This is a genomic window from Kribbella hippodromi (assembly GCF_039531045.1).
Taxonomy (GTDB): Bacteria; Actinomycetota; Actinomycetes; order Propionibacteriales; family Kribbellaceae; genus Kribbella; species Kribbella hippodromi.
This window is the reverse complement of record NZ_BAAAPH010000002.1, coordinates 176,358-202,429: the sequence shown is the minus strand read 5'-3', so window position 1 is coordinate 202,429 and position 26,072 is coordinate 176,358. Positions and strand designations below refer to the sequence as shown.

General features: G+C 68.1%; 20 protein-coding genes and 1 pseudogene. 3 read left to right on the top strand and 18 right to left on the bottom strand.

Going from position 1 to position 26,072, the window contains the following annotated elements; genetic code table 11:
• Positions 1–9: 9 nt before the first annotated feature.
• A complete protein-coding gene (locus tag ABD260_RS03675; RefSeq protein WP_344231865.1) occupies positions 10–396 on the bottom strand; it encodes a VOC family protein in 387 nt (128 codons plus the stop codon).
• A gap of 40 nt (positions 397–436) precedes the next feature.
• The gene (locus ABD260_RS03670; protein WP_344231864.1) at positions 437–1,273 is read right to left on the bottom strand and encodes a helix-turn-helix transcriptional regulator; all 837 of its coding nucleotides are present in this window, start codon (positions 1,271–1,273) and stop codon (positions 437–439) included.
• A 211-nt stretch (positions 1,274–1,484) separates the two neighbouring features.
• Here ABD260_RS03670 and ABD260_RS03665 point away from each other — a divergent pair, with 211 nt between their 5' ends.
• Both ABD260_RS03665 and ABD260_RS03660 read left to right on the top strand, forming a co-directional pair.
• Positions 1,485–2,822, top strand: coding sequence for an MFS transporter (locus ABD260_RS03665; protein WP_344231863.1), 1,338 nt, complete (start codon positions 1,485–1,487; stop codon positions 2,820–2,822).
• Positions 2,819–3,598, top strand: coding sequence for an alpha/beta fold hydrolase (locus ABD260_RS03660; RefSeq protein ID WP_344231862.1), 780 nt, complete (start codon positions 2,819–2,821; stop codon positions 3,596–3,598). The genes ABD260_RS03665 and ABD260_RS03660 overlap by 4 nt, the downstream gene beginning before the upstream one ends.
• On the opposite strand, the gene ABD260_RS03655 is transcribed toward ABD260_RS03660, so the two are convergent.
• The 6 genes from ABD260_RS03655 to ABD260_RS03630 form a co-directional block, all read right to left on the bottom strand.
• Positions 3,573–5,294 carry a DUF3352 domain-containing protein gene (locus ABD260_RS03655; protein WP_344231861.1) on the bottom strand — a complete coding sequence of 574 codons (1,722 nt, stop codon included), beginning with the start codon at positions 5,292–5,294 and terminating at the stop codon, positions 3,573–3,575. The genes ABD260_RS03660 and ABD260_RS03655 overlap by 26 nt on opposite strands.
• Positions 5,295–5,342: 48 nt before the next feature.
• Positions 5,343–5,963, bottom strand: a complete 621-nt coding sequence (locus ABD260_RS03650) for a hypothetical protein (RefSeq protein ID WP_344231860.1) — start codon at positions 5,961–5,963, stop codon at positions 5,343–5,345.
• 128 nt (positions 5,964–6,091) lie between these two features.
• Positions 6,092–9,664 (bottom strand): DNA polymerase III subunit alpha, encoded by a 3,573-nt coding sequence (dnaE, locus tag ABD260_RS03645; protein WP_344231859.1) that lies wholly within the window; start codon positions 9,662–9,664, stop codon positions 6,092–6,094.
• Positions 9,665–9,823: 159 nt separating this feature from the next.
• Positions 9,824–10,732: an RluA family pseudouridine synthase gene (locus ABD260_RS03640; protein WP_344232094.1), complete on the bottom strand. Its 909-nt coding sequence runs from the start codon at positions 10,730–10,732 to the stop codon at positions 9,824–9,826.
• Positions 10,733–10,746: 14 nt separating this feature from the next.
• On the bottom strand, positions 10,747–11,589 hold the full coding sequence (gene lspA, locus ABD260_RS03635; RefSeq protein ID WP_344231858.1) for a signal peptidase II: 843 nt from the start codon (positions 11,587–11,589) through the stop codon (positions 10,747–10,749).
• Positions 11,562–12,248 (bottom strand): TraR/DksA family transcriptional regulator, encoded by a 687-nt coding sequence (locus ABD260_RS03630; RefSeq protein WP_344231857.1) that lies wholly within the window; start codon positions 12,246–12,248, stop codon positions 11,562–11,564. The genes lspA and ABD260_RS03630 overlap by 28 nt, the downstream gene beginning before the upstream one ends.
• A gap of 558 nt (positions 12,249–12,806) precedes the next feature.
• Here ABD260_RS03630 and ileS point away from each other — a divergent pair.
• Positions 12,807–15,983: an isoleucine--tRNA ligase gene (gene ileS, locus ABD260_RS03625; protein WP_344231856.1), complete on the top strand. Its 3,177-nt coding sequence runs from the start codon at positions 12,807–12,809 to the stop codon at positions 15,981–15,983.
• A 253-nt stretch (positions 15,984–16,236) separates the two neighbouring features.
• On the opposite strand, the gene ABD260_RS03620 is transcribed toward ileS, so the two are convergent.
• The 10 genes and pseudogenes from ABD260_RS03620 to ftsW form a co-directional block, all read right to left on the bottom strand.
• Entirely contained in the window at positions 16,237–16,995 is a 759-nt protein-coding gene (locus ABD260_RS03620) for a DivIVA domain-containing protein (RefSeq protein WP_344231855.1), read from the bottom strand.
• Positions 16,996–17,192: 197 nt separating this feature from the next.
• Positions 17,193–17,498 (bottom strand): YggT family protein, encoded by a 306-nt coding sequence (locus tag ABD260_RS03615; RefSeq protein WP_184833731.1) that lies wholly within the window; start codon positions 17,496–17,498, stop codon positions 17,193–17,195.
• Between the two features lie 39 nt (positions 17,499–17,537).
• Complete coding sequence (locus ABD260_RS03610; protein ID WP_184833733.1) at positions 17,538–18,095, bottom strand: cell division protein SepF; 558 nt, start codon at positions 18,093–18,095, stop codon at positions 17,538–17,540.
• Between the two features lie 73 nt (positions 18,096–18,168).
• Positions 18,169–18,882 carry a YggS family pyridoxal phosphate-dependent enzyme gene (locus ABD260_RS03605; RefSeq protein WP_344231854.1) on the bottom strand — a complete coding sequence of 238 codons (714 nt, stop codon included), beginning with the start codon at positions 18,880–18,882 and terminating at the stop codon, positions 18,169–18,171.
• Entirely contained in the window at positions 18,879–19,607 is a 729-nt protein-coding gene (pgeF, locus tag ABD260_RS03600) for a peptidoglycan editing factor PgeF (protein ID WP_344231853.1), read from the bottom strand. The genes ABD260_RS03605 and pgeF overlap by 4 nt, the downstream gene beginning before the upstream one ends.
• A 692-nt stretch (positions 19,608–20,299) precedes the next feature.
• A pseudogene (gene ftsZ, locus ABD260_RS37510) lies at positions 20,300–21,323 on the bottom strand (cell division protein FtsZ); the annotation flags it as partial.
• A 159-nt stretch (positions 21,324–21,482) separates the two neighbouring features.
• The gene (locus tag ABD260_RS03590) at positions 21,483–22,223 is read right to left on the bottom strand and encodes a cell division protein FtsQ/DivIB (RefSeq protein WP_344231851.1); all 741 of its coding nucleotides are present in this window, start codon (positions 22,221–22,223) and stop codon (positions 21,483–21,485) included.
• A gap of 18 nt (positions 22,224–22,241) precedes the next feature.
• The gene (gene murC / locus ABD260_RS03585) at positions 22,242–23,702 is read right to left on the bottom strand and encodes a UDP-N-acetylmuramate--L-alanine ligase (RefSeq protein WP_344231850.1); all 1,461 of its coding nucleotides are present in this window, start codon (positions 23,700–23,702) and stop codon (positions 22,242–22,244) included.
• Positions 23,699–24,787 (bottom strand): undecaprenyldiphospho-muramoylpentapeptide beta-N-acetylglucosaminyltransferase, encoded by a 1,089-nt coding sequence (gene murG, locus ABD260_RS03580; RefSeq protein ID WP_344231849.1) that lies wholly within the window; start codon positions 24,785–24,787, stop codon positions 23,699–23,701. Before murG ends, murC begins: the two co-directional genes overlap by 4 nt.
• 22 nt (positions 24,788–24,809) lie before the next feature.
• A complete protein-coding gene (gene ftsW, locus ABD260_RS03575) occupies positions 24,810–26,057 on the bottom strand; it encodes a putative lipid II flippase FtsW (protein WP_344231848.1) in 1,248 nt (415 codons plus the stop codon).
• Between the last annotated feature and the right edge of the window lie 15 nt (positions 26,058–26,072).

Below are 26,072 nucleotides of genomic sequence, written 5' to 3'. Positions count from 1 at the left end.
CTGGTTGGTTCAGATCTGGGACACGTACAAGCGGTTTCCGTCCGGGTCGCGGAGACTGAACATCGGGGGTACGCCTGGCCATTCCAGCAGCTCGGTGGTGTCCACGCCCGCGGTCTGGAAGTGCTCGTGGGCGGCTTTGGCGTCCGGGCTGCCGAAGCGGATACCGGTGTCGACGCCGGCCGGGAGGTCGTCCTTCGCCGGGACCAGGGCGAGGCTGGTGGCTGAGCTTGGTGCGGCTGAACCGCCTGGCGCGACCACCAGCCAGCGGCCGCCGAACTGCGGCAGCGGTGCATCCATCACCAGGTCGAAGCCGAGGATCTCGGTGTAGAACGTCAGCGCCCGGTCCTGGTCGGTGACAGGGACGCCAATGGTGCGGATCTCGGTCAGGTGGTTCATCGTGCTGCTCCTTCGCGTTCGCGTGAAGTGGTGCTTTCACTCAGGAGGTAGCGGCTGATTCCGGGATTTCGACATCGTTCAGGCCGTACACGACGAGAAACTGATCCGGTTGGTCGAGCACGGCCAGTACTTCGTAGTCGACGGTGAGCCGGCCGAGTACTGGATGGTTGAGGTACTTCTCCCCCGACACATGCCGCCGTACGTCCCGCCGCTCCCACCGCACCGCAAACTCCGGACTGGCCGCCAGCAACTCATCCACCAGTCCACGAAACCCCGGATCATCCACCAGATGCCCGGCGGCCGCCCGCAAATGCGCCACGGTGTCGTCGGCAACCTTCTCCCAGCACGAGAAGATCTCCCGAGAGCGCGGATCACAGAACACGTACCGCGCGTTGTTCGGCCGTCCTGCCTCGTGCTGCTCTTCGGTGGGCAGGCGGCCGGGGAACAGGCGTGTGGCGTACTCGTTCCACGCCAGCACGTCGCCGATGCGGCCGAGCACGATCGCGGCGGTGCGCGGCTTCAGCATCTCCATCACCCGCAGCGCCGAGCTCGACACCTGCTCCGGCACCGCATCATCAGCCCGAAGCCCAGCCCCAACCGATCCCGGCCCGGCAGCAAGCGCCCGCAGATGACGTTCCTCATCAGCCGTCAGCCGAAGAATCCTGGCCAGCGCCGTCAGCACACTCTCCGACGGATGCGGCGCGCTCCCCTGCTCGAGCCGCGCGTAGTACCCGGCACTCAGCCCCGCAAGCTCAGCAACCTCCTCGCGCCGCAGCCCCGGCGTACGCCGCGGCGGCCCTTCAATCAGCCCCACATCCGCCGGCACCAACCGCCCCCGCCGCTCCCGAAGAAACGCCCCCAACTCACCCCGAGCCACCGACCGCACCACACGCTCCCGTCCCGATCCAACCCAAACCCCAATCACCGTACCGAAGGACAGGTAGTGGTCGGTGCCGCGCCGACCGGTTACGCCTGCGCCCGGATCGGAGGAGGCTGCTTCGGCCTACCACTACCTGTCGTTCGGTACCTTGTTGGCTGCACCTGACAGATGTACCCAGGGCGGGCGGAGAGCGGTCACCTTGGTTCTTATGTCTGTTCGTACTTCCGCGCTGGTTCCTTCGGCGTTGTCGTTCTTTCTGGTCACCTTGAATGCCTCGATGGCCACCACCGCACTGCCCGCGATCGGGCGTGATCTCGGTGCCGGGCCCAGCCTGCCGTGGGTACTGACCGGGTACTCACTGGTCTTCGCCGTCTGCCTGCTCCCGGCCGGTGCCTGGGCCGATCGCATCGGACCGCACAAGGCCTTCACCATCGGCACCACAGTCTTCGCCGCGACCTCCGCACTCTGCGCCCTCGCTCAGAACCTCCCGCTGATGCTCGCCGCCCGCACCCTCCAAGGCGCCGCGGCCGCCCTGCTCCTCCCCGCCGGCCTATCCCTCCTCAACACCGCTTCCAACCACCCCGAACCAGCCGCGGAGCGGACCGCCGCCGCCCGCCCCGAACCAGACGCGGAGCGGACCGCTGCTGCTCGCCTCGGACCTGGTGTCGTCGGTCGCGCTCGTGCGGTCGGGCGCTGGACGGCAGCCGGTGCGATCGCGCTGGTGGTTGGTTCGCCGCTCGGCGGTGCGATCACCTCAGGAGTCGGCTGGCAGGGCATCTTCTGGCTGAACGTGCCCATCAGCTTCCTACTCCTCGCCACCCTCCCCCACACCCCACCCGCAACCACACCACCACCCGCCTCGCTCCCCCAGGCAGCCCCATCATCGCCACCGCCACCGCCATCGCCATCGTCATCGCCGTCGCCGCCGACGTCGGTGCTGTCCCCGACTCATCGGATTGGTGTTGGTGAGATGCTTCGGTCTGGGGTGGTGGTGGTCAGCTCGGTGACCGGGTTCGCCCTCAACTTCGCCTCGTACGGTGCGATCTTCGCGGTCACGTTCCTGCTGCAGGACAACCTTGGGCGGTCCGCCTGGATCACCGGACTGGTCTTTGTCCCGATGACCCTGCTGATCATCCCCGCGAATCTCGTCGCCGGCCGGCTTACCACCCGCCTCGGCGTACGCCGCACTCTCCTCCTTGGCCAATGCCTCATGGTCATCGGACTGCTCGGCCTGATCATCACCAGCAGTTCCGCGATCTACCAATTGACCGCCTGGCTGCTGCCGATCGGCGTCGGCGCAGGGCTCGTCGCACCAGCCGTCACCACGCTGATGCTCGACGGCATCCCAGCGGAGCGCGGCGGTCTCGGGTCCGGCGTACTGAACGCCGCCCGCCAACTCGGCAGCGGCGCCGCGCCCGCGATCTTCGGCGTACTTCTCGGCGCCGGCCAATTCATCACCGGTTTCCGGATCAGTCTGCTGCTTGCGGTACTGGTCATTGCGGCGCCGGCCACGTTTCGTACGAGAGAGTTGGTGACGTGTGCATGACCCACTACGAAGATGCCGGCGGCCCGGGGCAGCCAGTACTCGCGCTGCACGGCACGTTCGGCCGCGGACGTACTTTCGCGGCACTCGCGGACCGGCTGCAGCCCGACTACCGCCTGATCGCCCCGGACCTCCGCGGCCATGGCGCCATCCCAGACCGGCGCGGCCGCACCACCCGCTGTGACTTCAGCCGCGAGGCGTTTGTCGCGGATGTTGCCCAGTTCATCGAGACGCACGACCTGGCGCCCGCGCTGGTGATCGGCCACTCGCTCGGCGGCGTGACCGCGTACCAGCTGGCGGCCCGGCACCCCGACCTCGTACGCGCGGTGGTCGTGGAAGATGTCGGCGCGATCCCCGGTGATGCTGTCCTCGACGTCACCAACTGGCCCACCAAGTTCGCCAGCCGGGAAGCGGCAGCGACGTTCTTCGCCGCGACCCCAGCACCGGAGTACTTCCTCGAAAGCGTCGACCCGAACGGCAACCTGATGTTCGACCTCGACGACATGATGGCGGCCCAGCGCGGCAACGTCGGCGACTGGTGGGCCGACTGGCTCGCCGTACGCCGGCCGCTCATGTTGCTCCGGGCAACCAACAGCTTCCTGCTCAGCGCGGACCACGCCGCCCAACTGGTCCGGCGCCGCCCCGGCACCCGGCTGGTCACGTTCGCGGACACCGGGCACTGGATCCACAGAGAAGCCCCGGACGCTTATGCGGAGGCGGTCCGGGGCTTCTTCAGGTCGTTGCCTGAACCAACTACTTCGCGACCACCCGCAGGCTGAACTCGGCCTGGCCGTCACCGGTCGACCGGGCCACGATGCCGGCCGAGCGGAGCGCCTCGACATCCTTGCCGCCACCGAACTTCCCGCTGATCGAGCTGGCCGCCTCGAAGTCGACGTATCCGATCAGGACGGCGCCCTTGGTGTCCGGCAGCGCCTGCTTGAAGTTCTCGCTCTGGCCGAGGTTGCCGCCCTTCAGCACCTGCTCGGCGTACTCCTTGCTGGTCCCGACCACGTACGACTTGTCGTCCTTCGCGGTCTCGATCGGGATGTTCGCGTCGGACCGCTCGCGCAGCAGCGAGGTCAGCTTCTGGACCACCGGCTCGGCCTTCGACGGGTCGGTCTCCATCCGGGCGGCGATCTTCGGGCCTTGCTCGGAGTCCTTGTCCATCGCGACCGCGACGTTCTTGCCGAGCAGGGTCTTCAGGTCGTCCGGCAGGGTCAGGCCGGTCTCCTGCTTGATCCGGTCGATCATCGGCGTCAGGTTCTCGCCGCCGGCCTGCTGCAGCTGCTGCCAGGCGGTGTCGATCAGGCTGTCACCGCCGGACAGCGCGATCGCGCCGGCCGTGGTGTCGGGCAGCTTCGAGATCAGGTCACCGGCGTCGGCACCGTTGACCTTGACGCTCTTGTCGCTGTTCCCGATCCCCTTCAGCTCGACGTACGAGGCGTCGAAGCGCAGCGCGAGCGCGGTGCTCGCGTTGCCGAGGCCGGCCAGCTGGCTGGAGTCGACCTTGCCGGTGATCGAGGCGAGGCCCTTGGCGTCGGCCCAGGCGGAGACGAAGCCCTGCTCGCCGAGCTTGTCCATGTCCGCGCTGAACTTGGCGTTCTTGCTCAGCGGGCTGTCCTTCGCCGCGGACACCGCGGAGTCGACGGTCGCCTGGTCCTTGGACAGCAGCATGTACCCGTCACTGAACGCGCGGCCCGGCTTCTTGTCCTCGTTCGCGAGCAGCTTGTCCATGCCCTTGTTCGCGGCGTCCTGGTTCTTCACCTGGACCGCCAGCACCGGCACCGGCTCCCGGTCGCCGTCAGCCGGCGGCAGCGCCGCGACACCGGCGCGCTCACCGAGCCACGGCTTGACGTCCTTGTCGAAGTCGACGTCGGCGAGGTCGGAGCCGGCGGACTTCTTGATCAGGTCGAACAGCTTCTGCCGCAGGTCGTCCTTCTCGCCGCTGAGGCCGAGCTGGTCCTTCACCGACGGGAACTTCATCAGGAACCGGATCGCCGCGACCTTCTGCCCGGCGGACGGGTTCAGGTCGACGCGGGCGTACGCGACGGCGCTACCGGGCAGCACCTCGGCCGGCTGCTTGCCGCCACCGCCGAGCTTTCCGTACGCGAAGATGCCACCGCCGGCCAGTACCAGGACCATCGCCAGCGCGGCGACGATCGGGATGATCTTGCCGCGCTTCTTCTTCGGCTCCGGCTGCCACTGCTGCTGCCCACCGAACCCAGGACCCTGCGGTGGCTGCCCGCCGACGTGCAGTTGCTCGTACGACGCCTGCTGCCCGTACTGCTGCCCCGGCTGCTGCGGACCCCCGTACTGCGGCGCCCCGTACTGCGGCTGCTGCGGATACTGCTGGGGCCGCTGAGCGTTCGGCTGACCCTGCTGGGGCCACTGCTGCCCCTGCGGCGGACCGTACTGTGGCTGCGGACCGCCGGCACCCGGGTACTGCGGTGTGGGCGGTTGGTTCTGGTCGGACATACGCTCCCTCGCTGGCTCCGGTGGCCTCACCCACCGGACCTGCAAAGGTTAGTCGACCGGCGGTGCAGGCTGTGACGCAGCAGGTTTCGAAGTGGTTGCAACCGGTTCCGCGCGCCAGGTGGTGGCCGCGATGATCGCGCAGGCCAGCGCCGCGCCGATCAGCCACGAAACCAGCGGCGTCCAGGTGTGCAGCTCCAGCGGCGCCGCGACCAGGTCACCCAGCCGGGCCGCCCGCAGCCGCGGGTTCAGCGGGTCGTGCCCGAGCAGCATGCCGACACCCCAGCAGACACCGGACCCGAGGCAGGCGCCCAGGGCAACGATCGCGACCGACCACGGACCGTAGTTGCGCAGCCACCAGAACAGCGCCGCACCGAGCACCAGGGCGGCAACGAACCCGATCGCGGTGTACGTCCCGTCCGGGCCGAAGATCCGCGTCATCTGCTCCTCACCCAGCGCACCGCCCTGCTCATCCACGGTGTACTTCGCCAGCGGCGAGAACTGCTGCCACGCCCACCCGGCCACCACGCCGGCGACCAGGAACACCACCACCGTCACCACGATCGCCTTGGCCCAGGGCATCCGCGGCTCCGCGACCGGCGGCGCCCCGAACTGCTCATACGACGAAGGCGCCACGTACGGCGACGGCTGGGGAGACTGCGATTGACTCACGCCGACAGTGTGCCGCATCACCCCCAGCAACCCTCACCTGACCGGCCGCGGCACCCCAAGTGTGTACGGGATGCGCGGCCGGTTGACCCCCTGGATCGAGCGCCGCAACGCCGGTGCGGTCGTCGTGATCAGTTCTGCAGGGCCGACGGTCCGAGCAGTTGTTTCATGTCGGCCATGAACGAACTGCCGCCGTCGACCTTCCAGCCGGGCAGCGCGAACTTGAGCAGACCGCCTTCGCGTTGCCGCAGGTGGATCTGGACCGGGCGGTCGCCCTGGTGCGCGCCCAGGATCTCCTTGATCTCGTTGACGAGATCCGGAACCACCTGCTGCGGCCGCATGGTCAGCACGATCGGCGGGAACGCGGCGTTCTCGACGCCGGAGATGTCGAGCGGATTGAGCTCCTGGCCATAGATGTTCAGCGACCCGTCGCGCTCGTTCAGCTTGCCGCGCACCGAAACGACGGCGTCTTCCATCAATTCGTACGAGACTGCCATGTACGTCGACGGGAAGAACAGGATGTCGATGCCGGTGTCGTGGTCCTCGATGGTCACGATCGCCCAGGTGTCGCCGCGCTTGTTCACCCGGCGGTCGACCTTGGTGATCATGCCCGCGACCCGGACCTCGCCCTCGGTCCGGTCCCCGTCGACCAGATCGATCAGCCGGACGTCCCGGTTGCGCTCGAGGATCGGCTGCGCGCCGTCCAGCGGGTGCGCCGACACGTACAGACCGAGCATCTCGCGCTCCTGGCTGAGCAGGAGCTTCCGGTTCCACTCCTCGACCGTCTCGTCGATCTCGACGCCGAACTGCTCGGAGTCGGTGGCCTTGCCCTCCTGCTCCTCCATCGAGGCGAACAGATCGTACTGACCGTACTGCTCCGCGCGCTTGACCTCGACGACCGAGTCGACCGCCTGCTCGTGACACGCGATCAGCGCCGACCGCTTGTGCCCGAGCGAGTCGAACGCACCGGCCATGATCAGCGACTCGATCACGCGCTTGTTGCAGACCACCAGCTCCACCTTGGAGAGGAAGTCCGCGAACGAGGTGAACTTGCCCTTCGACTCACGCGTCGCGACCAGCGACTCGATCACGTTCGCGCCGACGTTGCGGACCGCCTTGAGCCCGAACCGGACGTCCTTGCCGACCGCGGTGAAGTCGGCGATCGACTCGTTGATGTCCGGCGGCAGCACCTTGATGCCGACCCGGCGGGCGTCGGCCAGGTACACACCCATCTTGGTCTTGTCGTCGTCGACCGAGGTCAGCAGCGCGGCCATGTACTCGGCCGGGAAATTCGCCTTCAGATAGGCGGTCCAGTACGAGACCAGCCCGTACCCGGCGGTGTGCGACTTGTTGAACGCGTACCCGGAGAACGGGAGCATGACGTCCCAGAGGGCCTGGATCGCCTCGTCCGAGTACCCGTTGTTGCGCATGCCGGCCTGGAACTCGACGAACGAAGCCTCCAGGACTTCCTTCTTCTTCTTGCCCATCGCCCGGCGCAGGATGTCCGCGCCACCGAGGCTGTAGCCGGCCAGCTCCCGGCTGACGGCCATGATCTGCTCTTGGTAGACCAGCAGGTGGAAGGTCGTGCCCAGGATCGGTTCGAGCGCCTGCTCCAGCTCCGGGTGGATCGGCGTGATCTTCTGCCGGCCGTTCTTCCGCTCGGCGTAGTTGATGTGCGCGTTCGCGGCCATCGGGCCCGGCCGGTACAGCGCGAGGACCGCGGCGATGTCCTCGAATCGGCTCGGTTCCATCAGCTTCAGCAGGTTCCGCATCGCGGTGCCGTCGAGCTGGAACACGCCCAGGGTGTCGCCGCGGCCGAGCAGCTTGAAGGTCGCCTCGTCCTCGAGCGGAATGTTCTCGGTCTGCAGCTCGATGCCGCGGTTCTCCTTGACCACCTTGATCGCGTGGTCGATCACACCGAGGTTGCGGAGCCCGAGGAAGTCCATCTTGACCAGGCCCATGGCCTCGCACGACGGGTAGTCGAACCCGGTGATGATGGTGCCGTCCTTGTCCCGCCGGTGCAGCGGAATCAGGTCCAGCAGCGGGGTGGACGAAAGAATCACCGCGGCCGCGTGCACACCGGTCCCGCGGATCAGGCCTTCGATGCCCTTCGCGGTGTCGATCACCTTGCGGACGTCGGGATCGTTCTCGTACAGCTGGCGGATCTCGCCGGCTTCGACATACCGCGGGTGTGAGCTGTCGAACATGCCGGTCAGCGGCATGCCCTTGCCCATCACGTCCGGCGGCATCGCCTTGGTGATCTTGTCGCCGACGGCGAACGGGTACCCGAGGATCCGGGACGCGTCCTTGACCGCCGCCTTCGCCTTGATCGTGCTGAAGGTGTTCACCTGCGCGGTGTACTCGGCACCGTACTTGTCGGTGACGTAGCGGACCATCCGGTCGCGCTGACGGTCGTCGAAGTCGAGGTCGACATCGGGGGGCGAGATGCGCTCCGGGTTCAGGAACCGCTCGAACAGCAGTCCGTGCTCCAGCGGGCACAGCTCGGTGATCCGGATCGCGTACCCGATGATCGACCCGGTGGCCGAACCACGGCCCGGTCCGATCGGGATGCCGTTGTCCCGCGCGTACTTGCAGATGTCCGCGACCACGAGGAAGTACGAGTCGAAGCCCATCGGCGAGATGACCGCGAACTCCGTCTCGACCCGGTCGAGGACCTCCTGGCTCGGATTGTCGCCGTAGCGCATCCGGATGCCCTTTTCGGTCTCCTTGCGCAGCCACGACGACTGCGTCTCGCCGGGCGGCACGTCGAACTGCGGCATCCGGTCGACGTAGTCGAACGCCTCCGAGTAGTCCCCCACCCGCTCCGCGATCTGCAGCGTGTTGTCGCAGGCCTCCGGCAGCTCGGAGAACAGCCGCCGCATCTCGTCGGCGGTCTTGATGTAGTAGCCCGCGCCGTTGAAGCGGAACCGGTTCGGGTCGTCCTTGTTCTTGCCCACGCCGACGCACAGCAGCGAGTCGTGCGCGTCGGCCTGGTCCTCGGTGACGTAGTGCGAGTCGTTCGTCGCGAGCAGCGGAATGCCGAGCTGTTTGGCGATCTTCAGCAGGTCGGTCCGGACCGAGCGCTCGATGTCGAGGCCGTGGTCCATCAGCTCGAGGAAGTAGTTCTCCTTGCCGAACATGTCCTGGTAGTCCGACGCCGCCTGCAGGGCCTTGTCGTACTGACCCAGGCGCAGCCTCGTCTGCACTTCACCGGACGGGCAGCCGGTGGTGGCGATGATGCCGGCCGAGTGCTCGGAGATCAGCTGCCGGTCCATCCGCGGCTTCCCGTAGTACCCCTCGTAGGAAGCGAGTGAGGACAGCCTGAACAGGTTGCGCAGACCGGCCAGGTTCTCCGCCCACATGGTCATGTGGGTGAAGCGGCCACCGCCGGAGACGTCCTTGCCGCCCTCGCCGTCGTCCTGCCCGCTGCCGCGTGAGCTGTCCGCCCAGAAGACCGGCTTCTTGTGGTGCCGCGACTCCGGCGCGACATACGCCTCGATGCCGATGATCGGCTTGACGCTGCTCTTCTTGGCCGACTGGAAGAACTCGTACGCCCCGAACATGTTGCCGTGGTCGCTCATCGCGACGGCGGGCATCTCCAGCCGCTCGACCTCGGTGAACAACTTGCTGTTCTTCGCGGCGCCGTCCAGCATCGAGTACTCGGTGTGCACGTGGAGATGCACGAAACTGTTGCTGGACGCCATATCGACGCAGACCTCCCAGGGCGCGATTCAGGTGGACCGGTACAGACTATGCGGGCCCGTGGACAGTTCTGAATCGGCTCACCGACGGCCCCGGTCGCCGCCCGCTATCCGGGCGTGGAGCACACCAGTTCCACACCAGTGGGCGCGATGACCGGGCGTCTATTGGGCGTCGGCGAGCAGGTCGAGCGCCTGATCCAGGTCGGCCGGGTACTCCGAGGTGAACTCGACGTACTCGCCCGAGCCGGGGTGGGTGAAGCCGAGGCGCATCGCGTGCAGCCACTGGCGGGTCAGCCCGAGACGCTCGGCCAGTACCGGGTCGGCGCCGTAGGTCAGGTCGCCGCAGCAGGGGTGACCGATCGCGGACATGTGGACGCGGATCTGGTGCGTACGCCCGGTTTCGAGCGTGATCTCCAGGAGCGTCGCGTACCGGAACGCCTCGAGGGTCTCGTAGTGCGTGACACTCGGCTTGCCGCCGGCCACCACACCGAACTTGTAGTCGTGGTGCGGATGCCGGTCGATCGGCGCGTCGACCGTACCGGTGAACGGGTCGGGATGACCTTGGACGAGGGCGTGGTAGATCTTCTTGACCGTACGTTCCTTGAAGGCGCGTTTCAGTACGGTGTACGCGTACTCGGTCTTCGCGACCACCATCAGGCCGGACGTGCCGACGTCGAGGCGGTGCACGATGCCCTTGCGCTCGGCCGCGCCGCTGGTCGAGATGCTGAACCCGGCGCCGGCCAGGTGACCGATCACGGTCGGGCCGGTCCAGCCGGGTGACGGGTGCGCGGCGACGCCGACCGGTTTGTCGACGACCACGATCTCGTCGTCGTCATGCACGATCCGCAGGTTGTCGACCGTCTCCGGGACCACGGTCACCTCGGACGGCGGCGGAGGCAGTTCGACGTTGAGCAGTACGCCGGCGGCGACGCGGGCAGACTTGAGGGCTGTGGCGCCGTCCACCTGCACCAGGCCGGACTCGATCAGCTCGGCGGCCTTGGTGCGGGAGACGCCGAAGAGGCGGGACAGGGCCGCGTCCAGCCGCTCGCCCGCGAGTCCGTCCGGCACCATCACGGTCCGGGAGCTCACTTCCGCGGCTCCCGGGTGCCGTCCAGCTTGATGCCGCGCAGGGTCTGGATCACGAGCAGGACCGCGGCCGAGGTGACGGCCATGTCGGCGACGTTGAAGATCGCCCAGTGCGGCGTCTGGAGGAAGTCCACGACGTGACCGTGGAAGGGCGACGGGGCGCGGAAGATCCGGTCCAGGATGTTGCCGACCGCGCCGCCGAACAACAACCCGAAGGCGAGCGCCCAGCCGGCTGACCCGAGTTTGCGGGACAGGTACACGACACCGATCGCGACGATGATCTGCACGGCGCTGATGTACGGCGTATACCCGGCCCCCAAGCTGAAGGCCGCCCCCGAGTTCCGAATCAGATTGAACTTGAGCAGCGAACCGATCACGTTCACCGGTTCCCCAGGCGTCAGATGCGCCAAAGCAAGCGCTTTGGTGAGTTGGTCCAACAACAGCACCAACAGCCCAACCCCACCAAACAACAAGGTCCACTTCCACGACCGACCCCCCGCCTCGCCGCCAGAGGCGGCGGCCTCGGCGGGAGAAGAGGAGGTAGCCGTCAGCCCGTCATCCTCCCCAGCCGGTGGGGTAGCGCCCGGCGAAGGCGGAGTTGCCGCCTTGTCGTCATCGTCCCGGGAAAGCCGAGTCGCCGTCGGGCCCTCATCGTCTCGCGACAGCGAGCTGGTGGTTCCGGCGGCGCCGCGCGCAGTCATCGCTGCACCGGTGCGGGGTGGGCTGGGTGTGGACGACGGCGAACCGGCCGACGGGGTGTCGGCCGGTTCGGGGGTGTCCACGTCCTCCGCCGGGGTTGAGGCGGCGGGGTCGTTCAGCGGCGTTCCTGGCGTTCTTTGCATGTCACGCACAGTGTCGCACGGGGGAATGCCTGCAGCCGACCCTTGCCGATCGCGTTGCCGCAGTTGTCGCAGACGCCGTAGGTGCCGTCGTCGATCCGGGACAGCGCGAACTCGATCTGGTTCAGCATGTCCCGGGCGTTGTTGGCCAGCGTCAGCTCGTGGTAGCGCTCCAGCGTGGTCGAGCCGACGTCCGCCTGGTCGTTCCCGGCGCCGTCGCTACCGTCCCGGAACAGGCCGGCGATCTCCTGCTCGGCGTCCTTGATCTCCTGCTTGAGGTGCTCGACCTCGTTCTCCAGCTCCGTCCGCAGCTCGGCCAGCTCGGCCGCCGTCCACGGGTCCTCACCTGGCTTCACCTTGAAGGTCTCGGCCGTGTGTGCGGCGGACTTGGCCGGCGCCGTCGCCGGAGTCCTGTTCTCGTTCGTCTTCATGGCCACCCTCTTCGTCGGAGCTTTCTTGGCAGGGGTCTTAGCCGCTGTGCGTTTCGCCGCGGTGGTCGATGCCGACTTCTTCACCGCGGTGGTCTTCTTGGCCGGCGCCTTCTTTGCCGGGCTTTTCCGGGTCGTCGTCTTCTGCTGGACCGGCTCGGACTTCTTGGCGGCACTCTTCTTGGCCGCGGCAGAACGTTGGGGGGCGGACTTCTTGGGTGCCGATGTAGCCATGCTCAGCTACCCCCTGCCTTCGTCGGAGACTGAAGCGGACTGGTCGCAAGACAGTAGGCCACGCTTTGGTCACGGGCCAGCCTGACGCGCAGACCGTGGGGATAAGGTAGTCGGTTCTTCAAGTCCGCTCGATGTTCGGCGCGTCACAACCGTGTTGCAGACCTCACTGTCCGTAACACTTCCCAGGTCACGCCCATAGTCGCTCGAGCCGTTCCCGGATCTCCATCTCATCCCCCTCCACCGCGACCGGCCCGGCCGGACCCGCAGCAGAATTCTCCTGGCCGAATTCCTGCCGCACCACCGATTAACGATTCGTAGTCACCCGGTACGACGCCGTACACTGGCAACCGCGAACCGCAAGGCAGTGATGGGGCCATCACCCCGGAGCCGCCGGAAGAACAGTCCGTCAGGGACCTATTAGAACCGGCAGCGTCGCATCAAGGAAGTGGGTGACCACAACTGAGGGTCACCAAGGAGGGTGGTACCGCGCGGTAACCGGCTGAGCCCGGTCACTTCGTCCCTCGTCAGCGGCGGCAATGCGACGAAGGACACACGAAGATGGCGGCAGACACCCCGGCAGTTCCCTCGGCAGTTCCCTCTCAGGGTCCCTGGCGGCAGGTCCCGGCCCAGGTCGACTTCCCCGCGCTCGAGCGCGAGGTGCTCGCGCTCTGGGACGAGCACGACACGTTCGCGAAGAGCCTCGAACAGTCCGCCGGCGGTCAGCCGTGGACGTTCTCCGAGGGCCCGCCGACCGCGAACGGCATGCCCGGTACGCACCACATCGAGGCCCGCGTCTTCAAGGACGTGTTCCCGCGCTACAAGACCATGAAGGGCTTCTGGGTCGAGCGCAAGGCCGGCTGGGACTGCCACGGTCTCCCGGTCGAGGTCGCGGTGGAGAAGGAGCTCGGCTTCAGCGGCAAGAACGACATCGAGGCGTACGGCATCGCCGAGTTCAACGCCAAGTGCCGCGAGTCGGTACTGCGCCATGTCGACGCCTTCAAGGAACTGACCGTCCGGATGGGCTACTGGGTCGATCTCGATCACCCGTACAAGACCATGGACCCGCAGTACGTCGAGTCGGTCTGGTGGTCGCTGAAGCAGATCCACGACAAGGGCCTCCTGGTCGAGGACTACCGGATCACGCCGTACTGCCCGCGCTGCGGCACCGGCCTGTCCGACCACGAGCTCGCCCAGGGCTACGAGACGGTCGTCGACCCCTCGGTGTACGTGCGCTTCCCGCTCACCTCCGGCCCACTGGCCGGCAAGGCTTCGCTGCTGGTCTGGACGACGACGCCCTGGACGCTGGTGTCCAACACCGCGGTCGCAGTGCACCCAGACGTCGAGTACGTCGTCGCCACTGATGGCACCGAGTCACTGGTCGTGGCGAAGCCGCTCCTGGAGAAGCTCGGTGAGGGCTGGACCGTCACGGAGCAGTACACCGGCCGTGACATGGAGCGCTGGACGTACCAGCGCCCGTTCGAGCTCGTACCGTTCGACGAGCCGGCGCACTACGTCGTCCTCGCGGAGTACGTCACCACCGAGGACGGTACCGGTCTCGTACACCAGTCCCCCGCTTTCGGTGCCGACGACCTCGCGGTAGGACGTGCGTACAACCTGCCCGTGGTGAACCCGGTGGACGCGAGCGGGCACTTCAACGCCGACGTACCGCTGGTCGGCGGACAGTTCTTCAAGAAGGCGGACGAGGACCTGGTCAAGGACCTGTCCGAGCGCGGCGTGCTGTTCAAGCACGTGCCGTACGAGCACCCGTACCCGCACTGCTGGCGCTGCCACACCCCGGTCATGTACTACGCGCTCCCGTCCTGGTACATCCGCACCACGCAGGTGAAGGACGCCCTGCTCCGGGAGAACGAGAAGACCAACTGGTACCCGGACTCGGTCAAGTGGGGCCGGTACGGTGACTGGCTGCGCAACAACATCGACTGGGCGGTGTCCCGGTCACGCTTCTGGGGTACGCCGCTGCCGATCTGGCGTTGCGCCGAGGACCACCAGGTGTGCGTCGGCTCACTGGCGGAGCTGGGAGAGCTGGCCGGCCGCGACCTGAGTGCCACCGACCCGCACCGGCCGTACGTGGACGACATCACCTTCGACTGCCCGACCTGTGGCGAAACCGCCAAGCGGGTCCCCGAGGTGATCGACGCCTGGTACGACTCGGGCTCGATGCCGTTCGCGCAGTGGGGGTATCCGTGGGCGGAGGGCTCGAAGGAGAAGTTCGAGCAGACGTACCCGGCGGACTTCATCGCCGAGGCGATCGATCAGACCCGGGGCTGGTTCTACACGCTGATGGCGATCGGCACCCTGGTGTTCGACGAGTCGTCGTACCGGAACGTGGTCTGCCTCGGGCACATCCTGGCCGAGGACGGCCGGAAGATGTCCAAGCACCTGGGCAACATCCTGGAACCGATCCCGCTGATGGACAGTCACAGCGCGGACGCGGTGCGCTGGTTCATGGCCGCCTCCGGGTCGCCGTGGAAGGCGCGCGGCATCGGCCCGAACGTACTGAACGAGATCGTCCGGAAGGTGCTCATCACCTACTGGAACACGGTCGCCTTCCACGCCCTGTACGCCCGGCTGGCCGACTGGTCTCCTGCTGACGCCCCGGCCGTTTCGGAGCGTTCGGTGCTGGACCGTTGGCTGGTCAGCGAAACGCACCGGCTGGTCCGGGACACCGACGAGGCGTACGCGACGTACGACACGCAGCGGCTCGGTCTGCTGATCAACTCCTTCGTCGACGTGCTCTCGAACTGGTACGTCCGCCGCTCGCGCCGCCGGTTCTGGGCCGGTGACGCCGGTGCGCTGGCGACCCTGCACGAGACGCTCGACGTACTCACCCGGGTGATGGCACCGCTGATGCCGTTCGTCACCGAGCGGGTCTGGCAGGACGTGTTCCGCCCGGTCACGCCCGGTTTGCCCGAGTCGGTGCACCTGAGCAGCTTCCCGGCGTACGACGAGACGCTGATCGACGACGTGCTGGCCCAGCACATGTCGATGGCCCGGCGGGTCGTCGAGCTCGGCCGGTCGGCCCGCGCCGAGGCGAAGGTGAAGACGCGGCAGCCGCTCGCCCGTGCCCTGGTCGGATCGGCAGCGATCGCCGACCTCTCCCCCGAGCTGCTGCAGGAGATCGCCGACGAGCTGAATGTCGGCGCGGTCGCACCGCTGTCGTCGGCGGGAGCGGATCTGGTCGAGTTCTCCGCGAAGGGCAACTTCCGGGAGCTGGGCAAGCGGTTCGCGAAGCAGACTCCGGTCGTCGCCGCCGCGATCGCCGCGGCCGATGCCGGCGTACTCGCTGCCGCCTTGAAGGCCTCCGGTACGGCGACCGTGGTGGTCGACGGCGAAGAGGTTCAGGTCGGCGAATCCGAGGTGCTGCTGTCCGAGCGGCCGAAGGAAGGCTGGTCGGTGGTGAACGAGCAAGGCGAAACAGTTGCCCTCGACCTCGAAGTCACACCGGAGCTTCGCCAGGCCGGTCTGGCCCGCGAGGTGGTTCGTACGCTGCAGGAGGCGCGGAAGAACGCCGGGCTCGAGGTGTCGGACCGGATCCAGGTCTGGCTGACCTCGACCGACCCCGAGCTGACCGATGCCCTCGGCAAGCACGCCGACGAGATCGCCCGCGAGGTCCTGGCCACCACCCTGACCCAGTCGGCCCCGGCAGCCGACGGCGACCTGGTGACCGGCACCGAAGCCGACCTCCAGCTCACCTACTGGCTCACCAAGGCCTGACCGGCCCGACCGCCATTTGAGTGGTTAACCCGTCAAACTGTCCCTTCACCACCCGCATGCGGGTGGTGAAGGGACAACCCGAGAGGTGAACCTCTCAACTGCACGCGGCGCGGCGGGCGGGACGGCCGGCGGAAATGCTGGTGCTGACGGGCTGTCACCGCGGTGGGACCGTCGGTCAGAAGTGCCCGGACATGCCGAAGGGCGGTGCCGCCGGAAAGCACCGCCCTCGCGAGCTGCTACTGCTCAATGACCCCTAGACGACGCCGTGGCCGTGAGCCTGGGCACGGGCTTCCGGACGGAAGCCGTTCCGCGGGCTGAGCGTGTCGTCGCCGTTGCCGAGCGCCTTCAGCTGCTCGGTGAAGTACGTCTTCAGGCGGCTGCGGTACTCACGCTCGTACGCGTGCAGGTCGTCGATGGTGCGCTCGAGCTGACCCTTCTGCTTCTCCAGGGAGCCGAGCATCTGGGCGCGCCGCTCGGCGATCTCGCCGTCGAGCTTCTCGGCGCGGGCGCGGGCCTCACCGGTCATCCGGTCGGCCTTGCCGCGCGCCTCGTTCTCCAGCCGCTCGGCCTTGGCGCGGGCCTCGCCGATGATCTTGTCGGCGGTGTCCTTCGCCTCCTGGACCAGGTCGTCGGAGTGCTTGGTCGCCATCTCGAGCAGTCGCACCGCGGAGCTGGACGCGTCACCGACCGTGCCGGCCGCCGCGGCCGCGCCGGGAGCGGCTGCCACTACCGGCGGCTTCTCCTCGACCTTCTCGACCACGACCGGCGGCTTCGGCTGCTGCACGACCGGCGGCAGCGCGGCGGTCTGGTCGACCGGTCGCTGCTGCTGCTCGGCACCCGCGCGCTGAGCCGCCGCGAGCTTGGCCCGCAGCTCTTCGTTCTCGGCGAGGAGGCGCTCGAGCTCGGCTTCCACCTCGTCGAGGAAGGAGTCGACCTCTGTGACGTCGTAGCCCTCCCGTAGTCGGACGGGCGTGAACTGCTTCGAGCGGACGTCATCCGGCGTCAGCGGCATCTTTCACCTCGTTTGTCTGTGTCTTGGCGGAGTCCCCGTGGCCCTCGCCTTGGCGACTCAGTAGATCACGTTATCGCTTCGTTGTCTTATGACGGAATCGGGGCGGCCGACAACGGTCGCCGGGCCGGTCCGGCCCGATCGTCGCGGACCCCCGAATTCCCTCGACTCTACCTACCCAGTCCGTGCCGTCCTCACCCTCACAACGAGCGCAAGGCCGTCGAGTTGATGGACATCGCCACCGAGATGATGACGAAGAGCATCAGCATGGACAGGTCGATCCGGACACCGCCGGCCCCGATCGGGGGCAGGATCCGCCGGAGCGGTTTCAGGAACGGATCGGTGACCGAGTAGACCAGCTCGAAGAACAGCAGCACCGGGCCTTTCGGGTGCCACTGGGGCGCGAACATGACGATCAGGCTGAGTACGAACCTCGCCACCAGAATCAGGAAGAAGGCGAGCAGCACCCAGCTGAGAACACTGAGGACGAGCGCTAGAGCAACCATGTCGACAAGCAGTGTAGAAGACGCCGGAAACGGCTGTCCTCAACTCTGGTTGTAGAACCCGTCGGCAGCGATCTTTTCCTTCTCCTCGGCGGCCACCGTCACGTTCGGCGGGCAGACCAGGAACACCTTGGTGGTGATCCGCTCGATCGAGCCGCGGCAGCAGAAGATCAGGCCGGCCGCGAAGTCCACCAGCCGCTTGGCGTCGGCGTGGTCCATCTCGGTCAGGTTCATGATGACGGGCGTGCCGTCGCGGAAGTGCTCACCGATCACGCGCGCCTCGTTGTAGCTGCGCGGATGCACGGTGGTGATGCGGGCCAACTCGGTAACCTCCGGGGACGGCGCGACTCCGCGCCGGTCTGGGAACTTGCTCACCGTTGCACCGCTCGGCTCCGGACGCTCCTCGCGGTGTTCGCGTGGCTCGCGGGACTCACGGCTCTCCCGGCCGGCGGGTACCGGCTCGGTCTGGGAGTCCCCGTCGACGGCTTCGTCCTCGTACTCGTCGTAGTCGTCGTACTCGTCGTCGTACCGCGCGTTGTAGCGCTCCCCGTCCTCGACCAAGCCGAGGTACACACCCATCTTGCGCAGTGCGCCGCTCATGGCCCCTCAGCACCTCGATCCGAGCTCGACGACAACAGTTGAACAGGTAGCGAAAACCCGCTCGATGTCGACACTAACGCAGCGGGGGGCGCGTACCGAGTAATGCGCGCCCGAGCCGAACGTGTGTCGCACCCTGGCTGATCGCCGCCTCCAGATCACCGGTCATCCCGGCCGAGATCCAGCCGGCGCCAGGGTGTTCGGAGCGTAGCCGGGACGCTACTTCGCGCAGTCCGGCGAACGCTTCGGCCGGCTCCGATCCCAGCGGCGCGACCGCCATCACTCCGCCGAGCTCGAGCCCGTCCGCGGCCGCGATCTCGGCCGCCAGCTCGGGGACCGCGGACGGTTCGACCCCGCCGCGGCTCGCGCCGGTCGCCGCATCAGCCGGCCCGTACGCGGCGAGGCTCACCTGGATCAGGCACCGCACCGACTTCTCCTCGGCCACGGCGGCCTTCGACAGCGCGGTGACCAAGGACAGCCGGTCGACCGAGTGCACCACCGAGGCATATCTCACGACCGAGCGCGCCTTCTTCGACTGCAACTGGCCGACGAAGTGCCACGTCAGGTCGGGGCAGTCCGGGGCCTTCTCCTTGAGTTCCTGTTCGCGGTTCTCGCCGGCGTCGCCGATCCCAAGGGCCGCCAGCGCCCGTACATCGCTGACTGGGAAGGTTTTGGTGATCGCGACGAGGGTGACCTCGTCCCGGGACCGGCCGGCCGCCTGACAGGCCTTCTCGATCCGCTCCTGTACCTGCTGCAGATTCGACCGCAGCTCATCGGTCCGCGCGGTCATCGGGCAGCCAGCTTGATCAGTCCGGCCATCCGGCCGCTTTCGGGACCTTCGCGGCGATAGGAGTACAGGCTCCCGGACTCGATCGTGCATGCGGTGGCGTCGATCACCTCGACGTCCAGGTCGGCCAGCTGCGCTCGTACACCGGCCGCGACATCGATCGCGGGTGTGCCCCAGCTCGTTTCGGAGTACGACGCCGGCACTTGCGCGGTGACCTCGGCGCGCATTTCGGCCGGCACCTCGTAACATTTCCCACACGCGTACGGGCCTAGGACCGCGGTGATCCGGGACGCACCGAGCTTCCGCATCGCGTCGACGGTCGCCGGGACGATGCCGACGTACATCCCCTTGCGACCGGAGTGCGCGGCGCCGATCACCCCATCACCGACGAGCAGTACGGGCAAACAGTCCGCGGCGCGCACCGCGAGTACGACATCGCTCCGATCGGTGACCAGCGCGTCGGCCTTCGGGTACTCGCTCAGCGGCAGCTGGTCATCCGGGCGGACGACCTGAACGTCGCGGCCGTGCACCTGGTGGACGACGACCACGTGCCCGGCGGGTACACCGAACTCGGTCGCGACCTGCTGGAAGTTCGCGCGCACACCGTCGGCGTCCGGGCCGGCCGCGGTGCCGAGGTTGAACTCACCGTACGGCGGTTTGCTGGCCCCTCCGTACCGATCACTGAACGCAAGCCGGGCCCCACCCAGTACCTCGTCATACGCAAACACGCCTGAAGGTTACCCAGCCGCGACCGCCGCACCCAGCACCGCGCGCGCCGGGGTGCGGGGTTACTTGAGGAAGTCGGGGATGTCGAGGTCTTCCTCGGGCTCCTGCTTGCGGGGGCGGTTCGGGGTGGTGGGCTGCTGGGTGGGCTGGCCACCGGCGTTGCTCGGACCGTGGGTCGGCCAGGAGTGCTGGGTCGACGGCGAGGTCGGGGACGCGGGCGTGTGCGGGGCAGGCTGGGCCGACTGCTGACCGGACTGCACCGTGCGGACGCCGTCGCCGGCCTGCGGGCGGGCGGAGTTCGTCGTACCGGCGCGGGGCTCGGTCGGCGCCGGAACCGGAACCGTGTCGTCGGTCGGCGTACCAGCCGGCGGCTGAGTCGGCTGACCTGGCACCGCGTGCGGCTGACCAGCCTGACCCGGAGCCTGCTGGTTCGGTACGGCGTGCGGCTGACCGCCCTGCACCGGCTGTCCCTGAACAGACTGCCCCGGCACCTGACCCTGCTGGCCCTGGACGGGCTGACCGTGAGACTGGCCCGGCGCGGACTGACCTGGTGCGGACTGGCCCGGAGCCGACTGACCTGGAGCCGACTGACCCGGTGCGGAGTGGTCGGGCGCCGGCTGACCCTGGGCGGGCTGCCCCGCGCCAGGCTGACCTGACTGCTGGCCGAACTGCGGCGTCGAGCCACCGGACATCGGCGACGAGTAGTTCTGCGTGGCCGGCCGGGACGACTGCGGGCGGGCCTGGTTCATCGCCTGTTCGCGGCGCTTCGGCATCCCGCCGTCGAAGCCGGCCGCGATCACCGTCACCCGGACCTCGTCCCCGAGCGCGTCGTCGATCACCGCGCCGAAGATGATGTTCGCATCCGAGTGCGCGGACTCCGACACCAGCTGGGCCGCCTCGTTGATCTCGAACAGGCCCAGGTCGGACCCGCCGGCGATCGACAGCAGCACGCCGTGCGCGCCCTCGATACTTGCCTCCAGCAACGGAGACGAGATGGCCGCCTCGGCGGCCGCGACCGCGCGGTCCTCGCCCCGGGACGAGCCGATGCCCATCAGCGCCGAGCCGGCGTTCGACATCACTGCCTTCACGTCGGCGAAGTCCACGTTGATCAGGCCGGGCGTGGTGATCAGGTCGGTGATACCGGAAACACCCTGCAGCAGCACCTGGTCGGCCTGCTTGAACGCGTCCAGCACCGACACGGCGCGGTCGGAGATGGTCAGCAGCCGGTCGTTCGGGATGACGATCAGCGTGTCCACCTCCTCGCGGAGGGTGGCGATGCCGTCCTCGGCCTGGGTGGCGCGGCGCTTGCCCTCGAACGAGAACGGCCGGGTCACCACACCAATGGTCAGCGCGCCGAGCGAGCGGGCGATCCGGGCCACCACGGGCGCGCCGCCGGTGCCGGTGCCGCCGCCCTCGCCGGCGGTGACGAAGACCATGTCGGCGCCCTTCAGCGCCTCCTCGATCTCCTCCGCGTGGTCCTCGGCGGCCTTCTGCCCGATCGCCGGGTTCGCGCCGGCGCCCAGGCCGCGGGTCTCCTCGCGGCCGATGTCGAGCTTCACGTCCGCGTCGCTCATCAGCAACGCCTGCGCGTCGGTGTTGATGGCGATGAACTCAACGCCCTTCAGACCGTGCTCGATCATCCGGTTGACGGCGTTCACGCCGCCTCCGCCGATGCCGACGACCTTGATGAGTGCCAGGTAGTTCTGCGGTGCCGCCACGTCCGCGCCTCTCGCCTCGTTCGTTTCCCGTTGTCCAGCGAAAAGACTGAACCTCAAGTGGATGCTTAGACTTATGTCAACTTTAGATTACGACGCACGGTACGGGACGCTTTCCGACGCTGTCCACGCGCCTCGCCGCACAGTCCGGGATGTGATCGATCATCGCTTTTCGCCTTTGGTGACAGGGAGATCGGGCGCCGAGACGTCGTACACCTTCGCCTGCCGTTTCATCAGCACGCTGAGTACGCCCGCCTTCTGCGGACTGTCATCGGCGCTGCCCCAGACCACCTTCACCCCGGAGCTCAGGTTGAGGGTGATCGAGTCCGGCGAAGTCGCCGTGATCGAGCCCACCTGGGACCGCAGCGTCTCCGGCAGCGCGGCCGAAACCGTCACCACCGAATGGATCGTGACATCGCGCCGGACCCCGGTCACCTTCGCCTCCGGCAGCCCGGCCGGACGGTCCGGGACGGTGCGGTACGAAGTACCCGTCGCGTCCACCAGCTCGTACCGCGAACCGTCCGTGACCACGACCACCGCAACCCGTTCGGTGACGACGATCACGATCTTCCGCGGCCACGAGCGAGTCACCTGAACATCGGCGACCGCCGGGATGGTCCGCACCCGGTCCGCGATCGCGCGCAGGTCGACCTTCGCCAGCGGCGTACCGATGGGTGCCGCCGCCGTCTGCTCGATCGTTGCCACCGGCACCGTGTCCGCGCCGCTGACCCGGACGCCGCTGACCGCGAAGGCCGAGGAGAAGTAGAACAGCCAGACGATCAGCCCGGCCAGCACGACGATCCCGCCGCCGATCGCCCACGGCAGCCAGCTCCGCCACCGCACCAGCCGTTGCCGGCGCGCGAACTTCTGCTGTGCCCGAGCCAGATCCACGCTCTGGGTCATTCAACGAACCCCACCCAATTACTCCACCACAGGTGTGAGCGGCTCCGGCGAAGGCTCGCGGGTGGCGGCGCGTTCGGCCAGGAAAGCGACTACTTCCGGGCCGATCAGGGTCACGTCGCCCGCGCCGAGGGTCACCACCAGGTCGCCCGGCTCGGCCAGCCCCGCAACCAGCTTCGGTACGGCGGACCAGGACGGCTCGAACCGCACCTGCTCGGGCTTCAGCGGCACGTGGTTCGCGATCAACGCACCGGTGATACCGGGCTCCGGGTCCTCCCGCGCGGCGAAGACATCCATCACCACGACCTCGTCGGCCAGCGCGAGCGCCTCGGAGAACTCGGCCGCGAAGATCCGCGTCCGGCTGAACAAGTGCGGCTGGAAGCACGCGATCACGCGTCCCTCCCCCGCCACCGTCCGCGCCGCGGTCAGATCGACGGCCAGCTCGGTCGGGTGATGCGCGTACGAGTCGAACACCCGCACGCCGTCCTCGAGCCCCTTGAACTCGAACCGCCGACCGGTACCGGTAAACGCGGCCAGCCCCTCGGCGAGATCAGCCGCGGAGAACCCGAGACCGAGCCCGACCGTGAGTGCTGCCGACGCGTTCAGCGCATTGTGCTTCCCCGCCTGCTGCAGGTGTACGACCGGCAGCTTCCGCCCGCGATACACCGGCACGAACGACTGTGTCGCACCGTCAGCGGTCAACTCGGTCACGCGCAAATCGACATCATCGGATTCGCCGTACGTACGAACATCGATGCCCTGCTCGCGTGCGTACGCGGTCAGCTGCCGAGCGCCCGCGTCGTCGCCACAAATGACCATGAAGCCGTCGGCCAGTACGCGTCCGCAGAATTCCTCGAACGCCTTCCGGTAGCTGGCTTCGTCACCGTAGTTGTCCAGGTGGTCCGGCTCGACCGACGTGACGATCGACACCTCGGGCGTGTACGTCAGGAAGGACCGGTCCGACTCGTCCGCCTCGGCGACGAACAGATCGCCGCTGCCGTCGTGCGCGTTCGATCCGGATTCGTTCAGGTTGCCACCGATCGCGTACGACGGGTCGGCGCCGCAGTGCTGCAGCGCGACCGTCAGCATCGACGTGGTGGTGGTCTTGCCGTGCGTTCCGGCGACGGCGAGCGTCCGCCGGCCGACCATCACCGAGGCGAGCGCGGCGGCCCGGGGCAGGATCGGGATTCCGGCCGCGCGGGCGGCGACCACCTCGGGGTTGGTCTCGCGGATCGCGGTCGACACCACCACGGTGTCGACGGCCTCGACGTGCTCGGCGGCATGGCCGACCCAGCAGGTCGCACCGAGCGCGCGGAGCGCGGCCAGCACCTTGCCGTCCTTGGCGTCCGAGCCGGACACCTCGATCCCGCGGGCGGCCATGATCCGGGCGATGCCGGACATGCCGGCGCCGCCGATACCTACGAAGTGCACGCGACCCAGCTTTTCGGCCGGTAACAGCGTGTCAGGAGCGGTGACGATCACGACGCAGACCTCACCACATCGAGGATGATCCGCGCCAATCGGTCGTCGGCATCCGTACGGATCACGCCGGTGGCAGCGGTGGACATAGCTGTCAGACGCTCCCGGTCGTGCAGAAGTTGGGGCACTGCTCCGCGGACCCAGTCGACGGTCAGGTCGGCGTTGTCGATCAGCAGGCCGCCGCCGGCGTCGATCACCGGCTTGGCGTTCAGCCGCTGCTCACCGTTACCGATCGGCAGCGGGACGTAGATCGCGGGCAGCCCGACGCCGGACACCTCGGTGACGGTGTTCGCGCCGGAACGGCAGACCACCAGGTCGGCTGCGGCGTACGCGAGGTCCATCCGGTCGATGTAGTTCAGCACCTGGTACGGGTACCGGCCGGTCTGCGGTACTTCGAGGGAGTTCTTCGGGCCGATCGCGTGCAGCACCTGGATACCGGCCGCCTGCAGGTCCGCGGCGGCACCCGAGATCGCGTCGTTGATCCGCTGCGCGCCCTGCGAACCACCGGTGACGAACAGCGTCGGGGCGTCCGGGTCCAGGCCGAAGAACGCGCGTGCCTCGGCCCGGTGCGCAGCCCGGTCGAGCGTCGAGATGGCCTGCCGGATCGGCAACCCGACGTACTCGGCGTGCGGCAGGTCGGACCCGGGGAAGGAAGTTTTCACGTGCTGCGTGCAGTACCGGGCGGCGAACTTGTTCGCGATCCCTGGCACCGCGTTGCCCTCGTGGACGACGATCGGGGTCTTCCGCCGCCAGGCCGCGACATACGCCGGGGTGGACACGTATCCGCCGAAGCCGACCAGGACGTCGGCCTTCGCCTCGTCCAGGACCCGGCGGGCGGCGCTGACCGAGGCCAGCATCTTGCCCGGGACGGCGAGCAGCGCGGGGGTGGGTTTGCGCGGCAGCGGCACCGGCGGGATCAGCTCCAGCCGGTAGCCGGCCTCCGGGACGACCCGGGTCTCGAGGCCGCGCTCGGTCCCGAGCGCGAGGATCTCCACGGTCGGGTCGATCCGGCGCAGCGCGTCAGCGGTGGCGATCAGGGGTGAAGTATGACCGGCGCTACCGCCACCGGCCAGAACAATGCTGGGCACAGCTTTCAACGCTCCCGCGGGTTCACTTGTATGACAGACGCCGCGAAGGCAACCAGCCGAAGCGGGACCGCCGGGTTTCTTTCAGGGCGGCCTGCGCGCCGGGCTCGGCCTTCGCGAAGGACAGCAACATACCGATCGCGATCAACGTCGGCAGCAGTGCGGAACCACCGTACGACAAAAGTGGGAGCGGGATACCCACGATGGGTAGCAGTCCGATCACGGCACCGAGGTTGACCAGCGTCTGGGCCAGCAGCCAGATGGTGATTCCGGCCGCCGCGTACCGGACGAACGGCTGCGTGCTCCGGGTCGCGATCCGCACCCCGGCGTAGGCCAGCGCGAGGAAGAGCGCGAGCACGGTGAGTGAGCCGACCAGGCCGAGCTCCTCGCCGATCACCGAGAAGATGAAGTCGGTGTGCGCCTCCGGAAGGTTGCCCCACTTCTGCCGGCTGTTGCCGATCCCGACCCCCCACCAGCCGCCGGTGGAGAGCGCGTAGAACGAGTGGTACGCCTGCCAGCCGACCGAGGTCGGGTCCGCGAACGGGTCCAGGAACGAGGTGACCCGCTGCATCCGGTACTTCTCCGCGTTCACGAAGTACGTCGCCACCGCGCCGACCACCGCGATCGTCGCGACGAACAGCCGGGTCGGCGCACCGACGATCCAGATCATCCCGATCATCACGGCCATCAGCACCAGCGCCGTACCCAGGTCGTGCTGGCCGACGACCAGTGCGATCACCAGACCGCACACCGGCACCATCGGGACCAGCAGGTGCTTCCACTGCGTCAGCAGCTTCTCCTTGCGGGCGTACAGATCGGCGCACCACAGCACCATCGCCAGCTTGGCGAACTCACTGGGCTGGATCTGCAGCGGTCCGCCCAGGTTCAGCCAGTTCGTGTTGCCGTTCACGCCGACGCCGAGGCCCGGGATGTACGTGAGCACCAGCAGGAACATCGAGCCGAGGAGCGCGACGTACGCCAGCATCCGGAAATGCCGTGGGGTCATCCGGGAGGCGACGTACGCCATCGGGAGACCGACCGCGACCCAGATCGACTGCCGGACGAAGATCGTGTAGCTGTTCCCGGTCGTCCGGAGCGCGAGCACGCTGGACGCCGACAGCACCATCATCAGCCCGAGGACGAGCAGCAGCCCGGTCGCGCCGAGGACGATGTGGTACGACGTCAGCGGCCGGTCCAGGACATCGCGGATCGCTGCCACCCAGGCACGTTCGCCGGCCTTCCGCCGGGCCGGCTGATCTGGGACCGACGTCACCCGATCACCCCCGGC